This is a genomic window from Stenotrophomonas sp. GW821-FHT01H02A, assembly GCF_059422145.1.
In genome coordinates, this window is the sequence record NZ_JBWKWI010000007.1 from 88,155 (window position 1) to 104,492 (window position 16,338).

A 16,338-nucleotide genomic window follows, 5' to 3' on the forward strand; every position below is an offset into this window, starting at 1 on the left:
GACCGATGGCCCGGTACCGGCCGGATGGCCGGCACCGGAACCGGTCACCACTGGATGCCGGCACCTACCGCGACACCACCATCGCCGCGGCTGTTGGTCGAACCGCTGAACTTGTAGATCCAGCGCCCGCCCTCGGAGACCCCCGAGATGCCGACGGCCACCCCGGATTCGCCGTTGAAGCTGCCCGCGGCGACCGAGGCCATGCTGCGGCCGGCCTCATAGGGCTGCGGCAGCGCGGCCACGGCCATCGCCGACGCAACGCCGGCCGAGGCGCGGTTGTCGGTCTTCTGCAGGTTGCGGTCAAACGAGTCCATGCGTTCGTCGGTGTACGCCTTGGACCAGTCCAGGGTCTGGGCCATGCCGCTGCGCAGCTGGTCCACGTTGACCGCATCGGTCCCGGCCGTACCGGCGGCCACGTTGCGCACCGTGGTCGGTCCGGTGGCGGTACTGCCCAGGGTCACACTGTTGAGGTTGGTGGTGCCGTTGATGTTGGTGTCGTAGCGGATCGTGCCCTGCTGCGACGCCTGCAGCTGCCGGACGTTGACCGCGTCGGTGGCTTCACTGCCATCGGCGACATTGGCGATCTGGCGCTCCGCGCCGCTGCTGCCCACCGAGACGGTGTTGGCACGGTTGGCCACCGAACCAGCCCCCAGGGCGACGCTGTTGCTGCCCTGCGCGTTGGCCCCGTTGCCCAGCGCGGTCGCGTTGTTGCCCGCGGCGGCGGCGCCGGCGCCACCGGCCACGGCGTTGTCACCGGTCGCTGCCGGCGCGGCCAGGTTCTGTGTGTTGTTGACCTGGAACATGCCGGAGGTGCCGTTGTTGATGTTGTTGATCTGCGTATCCGTGTACGCCTTGGACTCGTTGATCGCATGGTTCACGCCGTTCTGCAGCTGGCCGACATTGACCGCGTCGTAGCGTTCGGAACCGTCGGCCACATGCGTGACCTTGCGCTCGCCCCCGGTGCTGCCGACCGCCACCTCGCCCACCGAGTTGCTGGCCCCGGCCTGGCCGTAGGCACCGGTGTAGCCGGTCTGTGCGCCCACACTGGCGACCGAGCCGGCGCCGAGTGCGACGCTGTTGTCCGCGCTTGCGTTGGCACCGTCACCGATCGCCGCGCTGCCGCTGCCTGCCGCAGTGGCCAGCGGCCCGATCGCGACGCTGTCGGCACCGCTGGCGATGGCCGCGCCCTTGGTCGAATTGACCTGCACGTACTGGTTGTTGCCGCCCGGCTGGATCTGGTCGATGCGGGTGTTGAGGTTGGTCAGCGAAGCGTCCACCGCCGAGAAGGCCACGGTGACGTCGCTGTAGTCGTTGGCGATGACACTGCCGTCGGTGGCGATCGAGGAGATGCGGAAGGTGGGCGCGGTCCAGATGCCGGTATTGCCATCGAAGTTGGTGGTACCGCCGAAGTACCCGACCAGCGCGTTGTTGGTCTGGAACAGCTGGTTGCCGTTGACTGCATCCAGGCTGCCCGCCAGCACGCGGCCCTCGGCCAGGTTGGTCAAGGCGACCGCCGCGCCGCTGGCATCGCCGGCCAGGGTGATGGTGTTGGTGGCATTGCCGCTGGCATCGGCATCGTATTTCACCGCCAGCCGGTCCACGCTGTCGGTCTGGTCGGCGACGTTGGCCAGCGAAGTGCTGACCGCATCGAAGGCACTTCCGACGTTGTCATAGCTGCCGGCGGTGACCTGGCCATTGCTGGCCACGTTGTTGATCGTGTAGGTCGGTGCAGTGATCACGCCACTGGCATCCACCGCCGCGCCGCCTCCCAGGTGGGTGGCGACGGTCTGGTTGGCGGCGAACAGCTGCGCACCGTTGATCGCCTCGCTGCTGGTGGCGGTGACGCTGCCAGCGGCCAGGTTGCTGAGCGTGGTCGTACTACCCCCATTGCCCAGCGTGGCGCTGGCATAGTTCACGCTGCCATCGGGATTGAGGTCATAGCGCAGCGCGCCCTGTTCGGACGCCTGCAGCTGGCCCAGGTTGACCGCATCGGTGGCCTGGATGCCTGCAGCCACGTTCACCACCTGGCGTTCGGCGCCGACCGCGCCGACGGATACCGAGTCCTCGCGATCAGCCAGTGCACCGGCACCCACGGCAATGCTGTTGGCGGCCGTGGCGGAGGCCCCGGTGCCGACGGCGATGCTGTCCAGGCCCGCGGCAGTGGCTTCCGCACCGGTGGAGTTGATCTTCAGATAGCGGCTGCCGACGCCGTTGCGGATGTCGGTGATCTGCGTGTTGAGGTTGACCAGCGAGCCGTCGACGGCAGAGAAAGCGTCGCTGGCGTTGTCGTACACGCCTTGCGCGACCGCGCCACCCGTGGAGATCGTGGAAATCTGGAAGCTCGGTGCGGTCCACGCGCTGGTCGCCGGATCGTAGGCGGTGACGCCGCCGAAGTAGTCCACGATCGCACTGTTGGTATCGAACAGCTGGGCGCCGTTGACCGCCTCGGTGCTGCCGGCGTTGACCGCGCCGTTGGCGAGGTTGGCGATGGTGGTGGTACCGGTGCCGCCGCCCAGCGTGACGCGGCGGTAGTTGGCACCGCCCGCGCCGTCATCGTCGTAGGTGACCGCCAGCGTACCGACTGCATCGATCTGCGAGATCGCGCCCTGCAGCTGGGCCACGTTGACCGCATCGGTGGCGGCGCTGCCGGCGGCCACGTTGCTGATCTGGCGTTCTCCACCGGCAAAGCCGACCGAGACTTCACCTGCCGATACCTGGGGCGCGCTCAAGCCATAGGCACTGTAGCTGGCTTGGGCGCCGCGGTTGGCCGCAGAGCGGTAGCCGAGTGCCACGCTGTTGGCCTGGCTGGAGGTCGCTTCGGCACCGAGGATGGTCTGGCCGTTGGCGGTGCCCTTCGCACTGTCACCGACGACCACCGAATGGCCCATGCGCGCGGCGTAGTCGGCGGTCGGCACGCCTGTCGGGTCGGTCGGGTCGTTGACCCCGGCACCGGGGAAGGCGACGTTGGCATCCTGCCGCGGCAGTTCGTGGCGCGCGTTGGCACCGATCACCACCTCCTTGGAGCCGTTGGCGAACGCACCATCGCCAACCAGCACTTGATAGTCCTGCGCGGCGTTGACCGCCCAGCAGTCCACGCTGGCCACCAGCAGGTTCACGCAGCGGTTGGACCACGCCGGTGAACCATCGGGCAGGAGCAGGCCGAGCAACCCATTGGGGTTGCCGTTGTTGATGTTGTAGATGTAGCTGTCGGAGGTGACGCCGCCGATCAGGGTCAGGTGCGAGCTGCCCCCGGTGCTGGCGTTGCCCAGCCCATCGAGCAGCGTCCCGACCGGGGTCAGGTTGACCACCGGCACGCCCAGCACGTTGGTCACCGAGTAGGTCTGCATCACGTTCGCGCTGCTGACCGCCAGATTGCCGTTGCGCACATAACCGTCGCCGCCCAGCAGGCCCTGCGCAGTGGGGCCGACCAGCTGCGAGAGCGAACCGACCAGGCCGCCGGTGCCGATGACCAGACCGGCGTTGGGATCGGCCGGTGCCGGTCCTTTCGGGCTGCCTGGCGGCAGCGCCGTCGGCGTGGGGAACACCGTACCCAGCACCGGTGTGGTGATCGCCCCCACCACGCCCAGCACTGGAGTGGTGATGGCGCCCACCGTCGAGCCGACGCCGTCGAGCAGGCCCCCCACCGCGCCACCGACACCGTTCAACAAGCCACCCAGCGCATTGCCCAGGCCGTTCGGGGCCAGCGCCATCGAGCTGGTCTGCACGGCGCTGACGCCGGCGTCCACCAACTTGGGATTGCGGTCGGCGGCATCGACCACGTGGCCGAGTGCGTCCACGCGCACGCCACCGGCGACGTTGCTGGCCAATGACGCCTGTACGGCATCCGCTGCGTCGGGGGTCACGGTGGCCTCGGCGATCAACGCCGCCTTCGCCGCTACCTCTGCCGCCACCAGGCGTGCCTGTGCGGCCGCATCGACCTTGGTCTCCAGGGCCGCTTTCAGTTGCGACGGCGCGGCGGCAACAGCGACGTTCGCATGCGCGTCGGCCTTGAGCGCCAGCGCAGCACCGGCCGGCGTGGACAGGCGTGCCGGAGCTGTGGCCGGCACCTGCGCCGCCCCCGTCGACGGCGCAAGCGTCGCCGCGACATCGACGCCAGCGTGCGCATTCAACACAGCCCCGTTGCCGCTGCCCGCTGCGAGGCCCAGGTCGGCCAGTGCCGCCGCATGGACACTCGGCGCGGCCACGCGCCGCGGCAGATCCGCGCCCAGCGCTGCAGCGGCCTGCACCTGCAGCGCCGGCCGGCTGTGCGCCGCCGGGGCACCGAGATTGAGATTGACGTTGGCATCCACGCTCAGCAGCGGCGTGGTACCACGGTCGCGTGCGGCCGCTGCCAGCGCGACTTCGGCATCGAGCTTCACCGGCAGCGGCGCGGTGTACTTCGCGGCCAGCGCCTGCAGGTCGGTGAGCGTCTGGTTTTCGCCTGCCCATGCACTACCGGTGCACAGCGCCAGTGAGAGGCCCAGCGACAACACCGACATCGGCACCTTCAGGTGCACCACCACCGGACCGGCGGCGAGGCTGCCGCGCGCCGTCGCGATTTCGGAGACGACCACCAGGGCATTCAGCCGGTGGCTCCACACCAATCGAAAGATACGGTTCATCAGGTATTCCCCCGTGTACGGACGCGTTGAACATCACCGGTGCCTGACGGCACGTGGATGTCATTACAGTCGAGGGGTCAAACCGCGAGCACTTCATTCCGGCAGCGCAAACGTGCGTTCCGGCAAGACGACGGGTAAAACCGGCAGCGGCATGGGCAATTTCGGCAGGTTGCCGAATATGTGCACGGCGGCCGCGCGGATACCCGTTTGGACGATCAGGCCGGGCTGCCCATCTGCGCCGGCGCGCGCATCAAGGTATCGCGCGGCAGTTCACCGAACACGCGGCGGTAATTGTCGGCAAAACGCGATAGATCCCACAGTCCGCAGCTCAGCGCGATCGCCTTGACCGACTTGCGGCTGGAATCGGCCATGGACAGCCCACGGCACGCCGCGCACAGCCGCAGCATCGACAGGTAGCGGTTGGGCGAGGTGCCGAACAGGTCTTCGAAGGCATACCGCAACGCCCGCTCGCTGACCCCGGCTGCGTCACAGATTTCATTCATGTAGATATAACGACGCAGATTGAGCCGCATGAAGTTCTCGGCGCGCTGGGCGATCAGATAATGCGTGCGCCGCCCACGGCTGCAGGTGGGGTGGTCATCGCTGCCCGCGCCCAGCAGGGCCTGGATGTGGTCATGCAACAGAGTGTCCACGGCATCGGCAGCCAGCATTCCCGCCTGCCCGGCCAGCGCCTGCTGTACGTCGCCATAGCGCTGCACCAGGCGCGCGCCACCGCTGCCCGCGCCGGCCTGGAACAGGGACAGCGCCTGGCCCGAGGGCAAGGTGTTGCGCAGGCTCAGTTCGGTCAGCTTGCGCTGCACGCGTTGCATCGGGGCAAGCAGCAGGGTCAGGCGCGTGCCGGCGCTGAGGGTGAACTCGCTGATGCCTTCGGGCAGCACGGTCAGCGCCATCCCCGCAGCCAATGGCATGCCATGGCACCAACTGACGTTTTCGTCGGTGGCGTGGATCAGGCCAAGCAGGCACCAGTCCTGCGGCAACATGAACCGGCCGCGGAAATGGAAGCCACTCACCGCCGTGCAGAACAGGGCCTCGTCGTGGACCCGGGATTCAATCGCGGCCCGCGGCCCGTTGCCATCGAGCAGCACCATCTCCAGATCGCACACACGCAGCACGCCGCTGAGCGAGGCCAGGTCGAATGCCCGCAGCCCGCTCTCGATCTGGTCATCCACCACACCATCTACCATGACAGTGATGCCCCCTTTGGCCTGGATCTCCGGTGCCAGCCTCGCGTGGCCACCGGATGCGCACTCCTGCGTTTCCTGCTGCGCATTCTGTTACGGCCAACCCGCCGCGACGATGCCCGCCAACCCGCCCAGCTAAATCATTCAGTGGCCGCAGCTAAATCATTCAGCCGATGCTGCATCGGTTTCACGCGACACCTTGCATGCGCATTTTTGGCAAGTATGCCCGAACTGGACGCCAGGTAAACAGCATCGCAATCGACGCACCGGATGTGGTCGGAACCGCTGAAATCCAGCGTTAACGCGCGCCCCGGCAGTGTCAAATAGTTGACATCACGCCACTCTCACATAATCTCTACCCGCATTTCACTTTGCCGCCTTTACATCAGGCTCACGCACTGCGAAAACGCAGCGGGAAGTTTCTAAAGTTGAAAACCCGCCTGCCGATTTTGTGTATTGGATACCGCGTTACTGGACGAGCATCGCATTCAGCACGCCCGGCCCGGCCGACGCGGCGATCGAGCAACAAAAGGGGAACGCCATGGACAGCAACCTTCATCACCACCGCCCTCATTGCCGTTGCCGCGAGGCGGCTGCAATGACCGTACTGTCCAACGCGAGCTGCCGGCAATGATGTCGGCCGGGCACCGCCCGGCCGACAGCGCAGGCCTGCAAGGGCCGCACCGCGCAGGATGCGCGGTAGAGATGGCCGTCCTGGCGGAGCCAGGCAACGCCATCAGTAGCAGGGGCTGTATCCGCCCGTTCGGGCTCTGATTGGGAAAGGGAGAAACCGTCATGAATGCATCCGTTCGCAAGTTCCTCGTGGAAGAAGATGGTGTGACCGCACTCGAGTACGGCCTGCTGGCCGCCGTGATCGCGGGCATCCTGGTGGCCGTGGGTAAAGACCAGATCACGGGATTCTTCGAGAATCTGTTCACCAAGCTGGGCGAAGTGGTCGACGACGCCACGGCTGCCGCGGCCTGATCGACTGTCGTTGACTGCCAGCGCTGTCGCCCGGCTCTCCCGCGGCGACGGCATGGCATGGCATGGCATGGCATGGACCACGCTGTCGCACGACCGATTCGGGGGACATATCGCATGGAATTCCTTCCCCTGGTGGCATTGCTGCTGGGCGTACAGGTCGCCATCCATGACCTGTACGCCCGGCGGGTGTCCAATCGCGGGTTGATGCTGGTTACCGGCATCGCACTGGTGGCGCTTGGGTGGCAGTGGTGGATGGCTGGCCGCGGCTTTCCGGGCACGCATCTGCTCGGCTTCGCGCTGGGATTGTTGTCGCTGCTGCCGTTCTATGCGATCGGCTGGATGGGTGCCGGCGACGTGAAGTACTTCGCCTTGCTCGGCCTGCTGCTCGGCGCGGCACCGCTGCTGCCGATCTGGATCATCGCCAGCCTGCTGGCAGGTGCCCATGCAATGTGCGTGATCCTCGCGCGGCGCATCGCACCAGCGCTGTCGCATACCGGGCCGCGGCCCGATCCAGGCAATGCGGTCTCGCGTCGCCTGCAGCCGGTCATCGCGCAGTGGCGGCAGGCGCGGCAGGGCCGGGTCGGCATCCCCTACGCCGCCTATCTGGCCTTCGCCAGCCTGTGGTGGATCCTGCAGCAGCAGGTCGGGGCCGGCGCATGAGCATCATCCTCCGATGCGGCGCTCGTCCAACGCGCCAACGCGGCATCGCGACCCTCGAGTTCGCGCTCATGCTGCTGTTCGGCCTGTTGCCACTGCTGCTGGTCACCTATTCCGGCGTGATGATCATGGCCGCGCAGCAGACCCTGTCGGCGGCGTCGGCGGAAGGCGCACGTGCCGCCTTCCGCCATGCCACGCCGACCGAACGCCGCACCGCCGCGTGCCTGGCGGCACGACGCTCCATGCAGTGGCTGCTCACTTACGCCAAGCAGACGCCCGACTGCGCTGCGGCTGGCGCGCCACCGATCACCGTCTCCACGCCGGCCCCCTGCGCCGACCTGCCGGCCGCGCAATGCATCCGCGTGGAGGTGAGCTACGACTACCGCGCCCACCCCTTCCTGCCTGGCACCGGGCGCGTGTATGGCTGGGTGATGCCGCGGGCGTTGCGCAGCACCGCCGTCGCCCAACTCGACCTTGGTGGCAACTGATGACGCTCCGGAGAACAGCATGCTCAAGTTGACCCGCATCGCCGCGATCCTGCTGATCGGCCTGGCGGTGATCCTGGCGATCGTCGCCTTCGGCGTCAGCCGCCGCGCCAGCCACGTCCCGCCCGGCACGCCGGCCACCGCCAGCGCACCCGCGCAACCGGCCACCTGGCCGGTGGTCGAGGCCGTCGCCGCCTTGCCGGCCGGGCGTCCGATCACGGCGGACGACCTGCGTGTCAGCGGCCATCCGCAGCGACCGGTCGGTGCCTATACGTCGATCAATGCCCTGATCGGCGCTGTACCGACCCAGGACATCCCGGCCGGCACCCAGATCCAGACCGCGCAGATCGCACAGGGCTTTTCGCTGCGCCTGAATCCCGGCGAGCGCGCACTCGCGGTGCCGGTGGACGAACTGGTCGCCGCAGGCAACCGCATCCAGCCTGGCGATTTCGTCGATGTGTTCCTCAACCTGCGCGCGTCGGGCGGGCTGCGCGACGAAGGCGACGCACAGACCCGACTGCTGTTGTCTCGTCTGCGCGTGCTCAGTTATGGCGTGCATGACATACAGAGCGTGGCCGTCGAGCCTGCCGATGGCAGCGAGCCGCCGCCGGCAGACAGCCGTGCCCAGGACATCACCGGCGGCAACCCGTCGTCCAGCAGCACGCGCAGCGATGGCACGACGGCGCCGGCACGCAGCGCAGTCCTGGCCGTGCCGGTTGCCGAAGCGAACCGGCTGCTGCTCGGCGCCCAGCAGGGCAAGTTGTTCCTGGCATTGCGCAACCCGGCCGATATCGGGCTGCCGGACCAGGCGTTGTTCCCGACCCCCAACCGCGTGCTCAGCCCGCGCCGCGAACTGTCGGCCGACGAGCGGCTCGCCCTGCAGCGCCCCGAGAACGATGCCTACGCCGGCATCGACAGCGACGCACTGGCCGGCCGCGGGCGCAGCTCCGCTGCGGTCCTGCCCGTGCCGGGCAGCACGCCGCGTCGCGCCGCAGCGCGCGCGGACCGCGGCATCGAGATCATCCGTGGCGACATTTCTTCCCATAGCGGATCGCGCTAAGCCCATGCCGAGACAGCCCATGACCAACCGCCCCACCCTCGCGCGCCGCCTTTCCTACGTCCTGCCACGCTGCCTGCTGGTCGGGGCGCTGATCGGCAGCCCGTTGCTGGCCAGCGCCGATGCGGAGCTGGTGCTGCACACGCGCGAGCAGCGTCCGTGGTCACTGCCAGCCAACCTGGAGCGGGTGGCCATCGCCGACCCCAGCGTGGCCGACGTGGTGATGCTGCGCGGCCGCGAGGCCCTGCTGGTCGGCAAGGCTGCGGGCAGTACCACGCTGCTGCTGTGGCGCAATGGCAGCCGCGAGCCGGAACGGCTGCAGGTGGAGGTGCGCAGCGCAGTCCAGGGCGCGCTGACTGCACAGGGCGGCGGCACCGGACTGATCGTGCAGGACGGTCAAGGCCTGCTGCAGGGCCTGAGTCCGTCGCTGCTGGACCACCAGAACAGCGTCAAGGCAGCCGCGATGGCGGTCGGCAAAGACGGCCAACTGGCCGACATCTCCACCATCGCCAGTGGTGGCGTGGTCCAGGTGGAGGTGAAGATCGTCGAGTTCAACAAGTCGGTGCTGCGCCAGATCGGCATGAGCTTCGGCAACAAGAACTTCAACGGCAACAACGGCTTCTACTACGGCATCACCCGCCCCGGTGCGACCCTGCCGGGCATTCTGCCGGCAGGTGAGTCGGGTGGCGGTGACAACCCGGTGGTGATCAGCAACCCGCTCTCGTCCGCGTTCGGGCTGGTGTTCAAATCGCTGACCCATGGCTGGGACGCCAACATCGACCTGCTGCAGAGCAACGGCATGGCGCGGGTCCTGGCCGAGCCGACCCTGGTTGCACTGTCCGGGCAGAGCGCCAGCTTCCTGGCCGGTGGCGAGCTGCCGATCCTGGAGCCGCAGGGCCTGGGCACCACCACGGTCACCTTCAAACCGTTCGGCATCGGCCTGACCGTCACGCCGACCGTGCTCGGCCCGAACCGCATCGCGCTCAAGGTCGCGCCGGAAGCCAGCGATCTGAACTATGCCGCCGGCATCACCTACAACGATGTGCAGGTGCCCTCGATCACCACCCGCCGCGCCGACACCACGGTGGAGCTCGGAGACGGGGAGACCTTCGTGATCGGCGGGCTGGTCAGCAACAACGTCAGCTCCAACGTGGACAAGGTGCCGCTGCTCGGCGACCTGCCGATCATCGGCTCGTTCTTCCGCACCCTCAATTACAAAAAGGAAGAGAAGGAGCTGGTCATCATCGTCACGCCGCGGCTGGTGCAGCCGCTGGCTCAGGGCACCGAGGTACCGCTGCCGGGCCAGCGCGAGGCATCGCCGAACCTGCCGGTCTGGGGCGCCTGGCTGCTGAGCCCGGCGTCCTCGGACCAGCTGCCCGGATTCTCGCGCTGAGCCCGATGCCAGGAACCTGCCCGCCATGTCCGCCACCCTGCAACTGGTCCAACCACGGGATGCTTCGATGAAGCTCGTGCTGTTTGCACCGGATCGCGAACTCGCCACCCTGCTGTCGGCATTGTTGCCGTCGCTGGGCACGGTGCAGTGGCTGGACAGCGCCGCACCGGCCTCGGCGCTGGAGCCGCTGCGCGACACCGGCTGCGTGGTGCTGCTGGATTACCGGCATGAGAACGCCGCCTTTTCCGCAGCCCTGACCCGGCAGCTGCAGGCGCAGGCGCCGGAGCTGCCGCTGGTGGCGATCGGCTCGACCCACGCCGATCACATGGACGGCGTGGTCGCTGCGCTGCGCGCCGGCCTGCGCGATCTGCTCGATCTGGACAGTGCGCCGCAGGAGATGGATGCCGTGCTGCGCCGCGCCGCCGCGCTGGGTGCGCAGGGTCGCGCCAGCGTTGCCGCCGCGCCGCCGGCACGTGCACGCATGGTGCTGCTGCTGGGCGTCCGCCCCGGCGTGGGCAGCAGCACCCTGGCCGCGCATCTGGGCGTGCTCGCCCAGCAGAGCATGACGCTCGACCCAGCGCGCCCGTCCGATGCGGCACCCGCCGATGCCGGCACCCTGCTGCTGGACCTCGGGCAGCCGACCGGCGACCTGACGCTGTACCTCAACGTCGACCCGACCTTCCATTTCGACGATGCGTTGCGCAATGCCGCACGCATCGACGCCACGCTGGCGCGCACCGCGATGGCCCACCATCCGGCCGGGGTCACCCTGCTCGGCCAGCCGCCGGGCCTGGAAGGCACGGCATTGCCGGACCCGGGCATGTTGATGCAGCGCCTGCGCAGTGTGTTCCATACCGTGCTGTGCGACCTGGGCGGCGTGCCGCTGCGCCAGTTGCCGGTCTCCCTGCTCAACAGTGCCGATGAGATCTGGTTGCTTGCCGACCAGTCGATCGGCACCCTGGTCTCGCTGGACCAGATGCTCCGCCACCTCACCCAGGTGGGCGCGCACGATGCCCGGCTGCAGCTGATCATCAACCGCCATGACGATGCCAGCGGCCTGAGCCCGGCGCAGATCGCCGCGCGCTTCGAGCTGCCCCTGTTGGCAGTCCTGCCGGATCGGCCCACACTGCGTTCCAGTGCCAGCCATGGCCGCCTGCTGCTGCAGGATGCGCCTCGTGACCCGTATGTGCGTGCCCTTGCCCCGCTGTTGTCGCACCTGGATCCGACGGCCCCTGCGCCGGCCAGGGGCTGGCGGGAACACCTCGCCCTTCGCCTGAGTGGTTCCCCATGGAAGACAAAGTGACCCCGTTCCCGTCCAGCACCGCCCGCGCCGACGCAGGCGGCGAAGCCGAGCCTGGCGTGCAGCCGTTCGAGCAGTCCGAGCAGTACCAGAAGGTGCTGATCGCCGCGCACGAGCACCTGCTCAACAGCATCGAGGATGAACGCATCGATATCGACGCGTGGGCGCCGGACACGGTGTCGCGCTACGTGCATGCCCAGACCGCCGGCTTCGTCCACGAGTGGCGGATTCCGATCAACGAGGCCGAGAAGGACATCGTCGCCAACGCACTGGTGAAGGAGCTGACCGGCTTCGGCCCGCTCGATGACCTGCTGCACGACCCGGAGATCGAAGACATCCTGATCAATGGTTACAAGGACATCCACGTCTCCCAGGGCGGCATGCTCAAGCGGGCCCCGCAGCGCTTCAGCGATGACAGTCACCTGCTGCGCATCCTGCGCCGGGTCCTCGCCCCGCTCGGCCGCCGCCTGGATGAATCCAATCCGATGGTGGATGCGCGCCTGCCCAACGGTGGCCGCCTCAACGCGATCATCTCGCCCTTGGCCGTGGATGGGCCGATGGTCTCGATCCGCAAGTTCCGCAAGGACCCGTTCACCCCGGACGAGCTGCTGCGCATGGGCACGTTCGATCGCCCGATGCAGGCGCTGCTGCATGCCATGGTGCTGGGCCGCTGCAACATCCTGGTCTCCGGCGGCACCAGTTCGGGCAAGACCTCGCTGCTCAATGCGCTGGCCAACTACATCCCGGCCAACGAGCGCGTGATCACCGTCGAAGACACTGCCGAACTGTCGCTCAACCATCCGCACGTGGTGCGCCTGGAAAGCCGCATCGGCGGCGCTGACGGCAACGGCGCGATCAGCATCCGCGATCTGGTCCGCAACAGCCTGCGCATGCGCCCGGACCGCATCGTGGTCGGCGAAGTGCGTGGCGCCGAGGTACTGGAAATGCTGCAGGCGATGAACACCGGCCATGACGGCTCGATGGCCACCATCCACGCCAACTCGCCGCGCGACTGCCTGTACCGCATCGAGATGCTGGCCGGATTCGCCGGCTTCCAGGGCAGCGAGGACAGTCTGCGCCGGCAGATCGCCAGCGCCATCGATTTCATCGTGCAGATCTCGCGGCTCGGCAGCGGCCGCCGCGTACTGGTCTCGATCACGGAAATCACCGGCGTCACCGACAACATGATCGCCACCCAGGAGATGTTCCGCCACGAGGTGCAGATCGATGCCGACGGCAAGGAGTACGACCGTTGGGTCGGACTCGGCTTCCAGCCGCATTCGCACAAGCTTGAACCCTTCCGCCGACAGCTGCGCGAAGCCCTGGGCGGAGGCTTCTGAGCATGGCCTTCGTCCTGCTCCTGTGCAGTGCGGCGCTGATACTGGTAGCGCTGGCCGTGGAGCTGTGGGGTGGCGCGGCCGCGCGCGAACAGCGCCGGCTGTCGCTGCAGCATGCCGAACAACGGCTGGCGCGACCGGACACCGCGCCGCGCCTGGCCGGAATCAGCGACACCCCGATCCTGCCGATGCCGGTGGCCACTGCGCCCGCGGGCCTGCCCTGGGACGCGCTGATGCGGCGCGCCGCGCTGCCCACCGGCTGGCGGGTACCGCTGCTGATCATCGCTGCCGCAATGCTGCTGGCATGGATCGCCAGTGCGCGGCTCGGTACGGCCTGGGCCGCGCCGATCGTGCTGGTGCTGAGTGCACTGGCCGCCTGGTTCTGGGTCTCGCGGCGGATCAACCGGCTGCAGGCCAAACTGCTGCGCCAGCTGCCGGATTTCCTCGACAATCTGGTGCGCCTGGCCGGCCTCGGCAACAGCCTGCAGATGGCATTCCAGACCTCCGCCGCGCAGATGCCGATGCCGCTGCGTGGCCTGCTCGATGCCACGCTGTCCTACACGCGCAGCGGCCTGGACCTGGACCGTGCCGTGGCACAGGCCGCCCAGCCGTATCGGCTGGAGGCCCTGAACGTACTGTCGGTGGTCCTCGGCGTGAGTGTCCGCATCGGCGGCCGCGCCGATCAGATCCTGCAGCGCATGGCCGATTTCATGCGCGACCTCGACCAGGCGCAGCAGGAACTGATGGCCACCACCTCCGAGACCCGCATGTCGGCCTGGGTACTGGGCCTGCTGCCGCCGATCAGCGCGGTGCTGATGGCGATCACCAGTCCGGATTTCTTCCAGCCGATCATCCACGAGCCGCTTGGCCACAAGCTGTTGCTATGGGCGCTGGGGCTGGAACTGATCGGCGGCTTCCTGCTGTACCGCCTGGCCAAGTCGATATGAGCGTCCGCCCCAACCTCCACCGGGAGTCCGCATGACCAGTAACGGCTGGTGGATCGCCACGTTGTTGGTCCTCGCCGCGGGCGTGGCCCTGCTCGGGCTGCGCGGCTGGGTGCTGAGCGGACGCCAGCAACGTCACCAGGACGCATTGCAGGCGGCGCTGCGGCCGCGCGACATGGCCGGCGCCCCCGCCCCGACCCCGCAAGCACCGGTCAGCCTGCGCCAGCGCTGGCTCACCGCGATCGCCGCGCTCGGCCAGCGCTTCAATGGGGGCCGCATCGAGGCAGCGCTGCTGACACCGGAAGACCGGTTGCTGCTCGACCAGGCCGGCTGGAACACCAACGCTGGGACCGCGATCTTCCTGGCCCTGCGGTTGCTGATCGCCGTGGCCACCCTGGTGCTGGTGCTGGCGTTCAACCACAGCACCGGCTTCAGCCGCGCGATGGTGATCTTCGCTGCGCTGGCCTTCGGCATCCTGCTGCCCAAGTTCGCCCTGCGTGCCTGGGCGATGCGCCTGCGCAAACAGGTCTCGGCCGAACTGCCGCTGCTGATCGACCTGCTGCGCCTGCTGCAGGGCGTGGGCTTCAGCATGGACCAGAGCCTGCAGACCCTGGGCGACAAACTGCGCAACGCCATCCCGGTGCTCGGCCGGGAAATCCACCAGGCCAACATCGCCTACATGCACGGGCGCAGCCGCGAACAGTCGCTGCGCCGGCTGGGCGAGTCGTTCGATGACGAAGACCTGCGCAGCCTGGTGCAGCTCATCCTGCAGGTACATGCGCATGGCGGTGCGGTGCAGGAGCCGCTGCGCCAGTTCAGCATCCGCCTGCGCGAACAGCGCCGGTCCACCCTCAAGGAGAAGGTCGGCAAGCTCTCGGTGAAGATGACCGTGGTGATGATGTTGACGTTGTTGCCGGCGCTGATGCTGGTGTTGGCCGGTCCGGCCATCATCGCCCTCGCCTCCGCCCTGACCAAACTGGATTGAACGCCATGCGCCACGCCGTGCTCTCCCGCCTTTGCCTGCTGCTCGCCGCGACTGCCCTCTGCGCGGCCTGTTCGAACGTGCGCAACGGCTACCGACAGGACCCGATGGCACTGGCGTCGCCCGAGGTGGCGCCGCAGGACGACAAGCAGCTCTACGTCGAACTGATCTCCAAGATGCAGCAGCAGGGTGCGTACTACGCCTCGCTGGCGCATGTGGAAGCGTATCGCCAGCGCTATGGCGACAGCCCGCAGCTTCGCCTGTTGAATGCCGACGCGCTGCGCGAAACCGGGCAGCGCGAAGCAGCGCTGACCCTGTACGGCAGCCTCACCAGTGGCCCGCAGGCCGCCGCGGCATGGCACGGAATCGGCCTGATCGCCGCCCGCGATGGCGACGCGGCACGCGCCGAGCAGGCACTGGCGAAGGCGGTGCAGCTGCAGCCATTGAACACCGGCTACCTCGGCGATCTGGGCTTCGCCCGGCTGCGCGCCGGCGACTGGACCCGTGCGCAGGAGCCGCTGGCCAAAGCCGCCGAACTGTCGCCCGGCAGCGCCAAGGCCAACGCCAACCTGGCGGTCTGGGCGCTGCTGCGCGGCCAGAACGACATGGCCGAGACCATCATGCGCAACGCGCGCCTGACCGACAGCGCGCAGGCTGAAGTCCGTCGGCTGGCAGAGCAGCTGCGCCAGCAGGCAGCCCCGGCGCCGTCGGTGCAGCGTGCACCCGCCAGCGTCGCGACGGCGGCCACCGCACCCTACGCCGACGCCATGCCTGCACCGCGCGCCGCTGCCGGGCGCCCGGCGCAACGCAGGGTCGCCGTCGATACCGATCACCGCACGCGTGCCGATGCGCGCCTGGCGCCGTCGATGCTCGAACGCTTCAGCACGTCCCCTCCTGCCAGCGAGACCACGCCATGAACCAGTTGCGTCGCCTGCCCGTTACGTTCCTGCACGTTGGCCTGCTGTGGCTGCTGGCAGCAGTGGCGCTGCCCGCGATGGCGCAGCAGGCACCGCTCACCGGGCAGATGCTCGGCGGACAGCAGGCCCCGCCGGTCACCACCACGACGCTGCCGGCGACAGCGAGCCCTGCGCCTGTCCCGGCCTACATGGATCGCGCGCCGGCATACACGGAGGCCGGGGCCCCCCAGCGCTATACGCCTCCTGCACCGCCACCACGCAGCGAGATCGGCCAGACCACCCGTGACCTGCTGCGCCTGCAGGCCCAGGGCACCCATGCCGGGGCGCGCCTGCCGATCCTCGGCGACCAGGCCGCCGCGAGCTATGCGCGCTACCTCAAGAGCTTCGAACACGAAATTCCCGAGTTCCTCAAGACCAGTGTGAAAAAGGACGTAGGCGGTTCCAACGACGGAGGTTGA

13 protein-coding genes are annotated in these 16,338 nt (G+C 68.3%); 11 read left to right on the forward strand and 2 right to left on the reverse strand.

All coding sequences use genetic code 11. From position 1 onward, the window contains the following. Positions 1 to 44: 44 nt before the first annotated feature. Positions 45 to 4,622, reverse strand: a complete 4,578-nt coding sequence (locus AC07WC_RS12170; protein WP_495210227.1) for a YadA-like family protein — start codon at positions 4,620 to 4,622, stop codon at positions 45 to 47. A gap of 215 nt (positions 4,623 to 4,837) precedes the next feature. Beyond that, entirely contained in the window at positions 4,838 to 5,827 is a 990-nt protein-coding gene (locus tag AC07WC_RS12175; protein ID WP_495210228.1) for a helix-turn-helix domain-containing protein, read from the reverse strand. A 792-nt stretch (positions 5,828 to 6,619) separates the two neighbouring features. On the opposite strand from AC07WC_RS12175, the gene AC07WC_RS12180 reads away from it, so the two are divergent. The 11 genes from AC07WC_RS12180 (at position 6,620) to AC07WC_RS12230 (ending at position 16,338) form a co-directional block, all read left to right on the forward strand. Then, a complete protein-coding gene (locus AC07WC_RS12180) occupies positions 6,620 to 6,808 on the forward strand; it encodes a Flp family type IVb pilin (RefSeq protein ID WP_019184693.1) in 189 nt (62 codons plus the stop codon). 114 nt (positions 6,809 to 6,922) lie between these two features. Continuing rightward, complete coding sequence (locus AC07WC_RS12185) at positions 6,923 to 7,468, forward strand: A24 family peptidase (RefSeq protein WP_495210229.1); 546 nt, start codon at positions 6,923 to 6,925, stop codon at positions 7,466 to 7,468. Further along, positions 7,465 to 7,953, forward strand: coding sequence for a pilus assembly protein (locus AC07WC_RS12190; RefSeq protein WP_495210230.1), 489 nt, complete (start codon positions 7,465 to 7,467; stop codon positions 7,951 to 7,953). Before AC07WC_RS12185 ends, AC07WC_RS12190 begins: the two co-directional genes overlap by 4 nt. A 19-nt stretch (positions 7,954 to 7,972) precedes the next feature. After that, positions 7,973 to 9,010, forward strand: coding sequence for a Flp pilus assembly protein CpaB (gene cpaB / locus AC07WC_RS12195; RefSeq protein ID WP_495210231.1), 1,038 nt, complete (start codon positions 7,973 to 7,975; stop codon positions 9,008 to 9,010). A gap of 19 nt (positions 9,011 to 9,029) precedes the next feature. Further along, a complete protein-coding gene (locus tag AC07WC_RS12200; protein WP_495210232.1) occupies positions 9,030 to 10,400 on the forward strand; it encodes a type II and III secretion system protein family protein in 1,371 nt (456 codons plus the stop codon). Positions 10,401 to 10,425: 25 nt separating this feature from the next. Then, complete coding sequence (locus AC07WC_RS12205; RefSeq protein WP_495210233.1) at positions 10,426 to 11,703, forward strand: CpaE/TadZ family protein; 1,278 nt, start codon at positions 10,426 to 10,428, stop codon at positions 11,701 to 11,703. After that, on the forward strand, positions 11,688 to 13,040 hold the full coding sequence (locus tag AC07WC_RS12210) for a TadA family conjugal transfer-associated ATPase (RefSeq protein ID WP_495210234.1): 1,353 nt from the start codon (positions 11,688 to 11,690) through the stop codon (positions 13,038 to 13,040). Before AC07WC_RS12205 ends, AC07WC_RS12210 begins: the two co-directional genes overlap by 16 nt. Positions 13,041 to 13,042: 2 nt before the next feature. Next, positions 13,043 to 13,984, forward strand: a complete 942-nt coding sequence (locus tag AC07WC_RS12215) for a type II secretion system F family protein (RefSeq protein WP_495210235.1) — start codon at positions 13,043 to 13,045, stop codon at positions 13,982 to 13,984. Positions 13,985 to 14,015: 31 nt separating this feature from the next. Continuing rightward, entirely contained in the window at positions 14,016 to 14,966 is a 951-nt protein-coding gene (locus AC07WC_RS12220; protein ID WP_495210236.1) for a type II secretion system F family protein, read from the forward strand. A gap of 5 nt (positions 14,967 to 14,971) precedes the next feature. After that, positions 14,972 to 15,880, forward strand: coding sequence for a tetratricopeptide repeat protein (locus AC07WC_RS12225; RefSeq protein ID WP_495210237.1), 909 nt, complete (start codon positions 14,972 to 14,974; stop codon positions 15,878 to 15,880). Further along, complete coding sequence (locus tag AC07WC_RS12230; protein ID WP_495210238.1) at positions 15,877 to 16,338, forward strand: DUF3613 domain-containing protein; 462 nt, start codon at positions 15,877 to 15,879, stop codon at positions 16,336 to 16,338. The genes AC07WC_RS12225 and AC07WC_RS12230 overlap by 4 nt, the downstream gene beginning before the upstream one ends.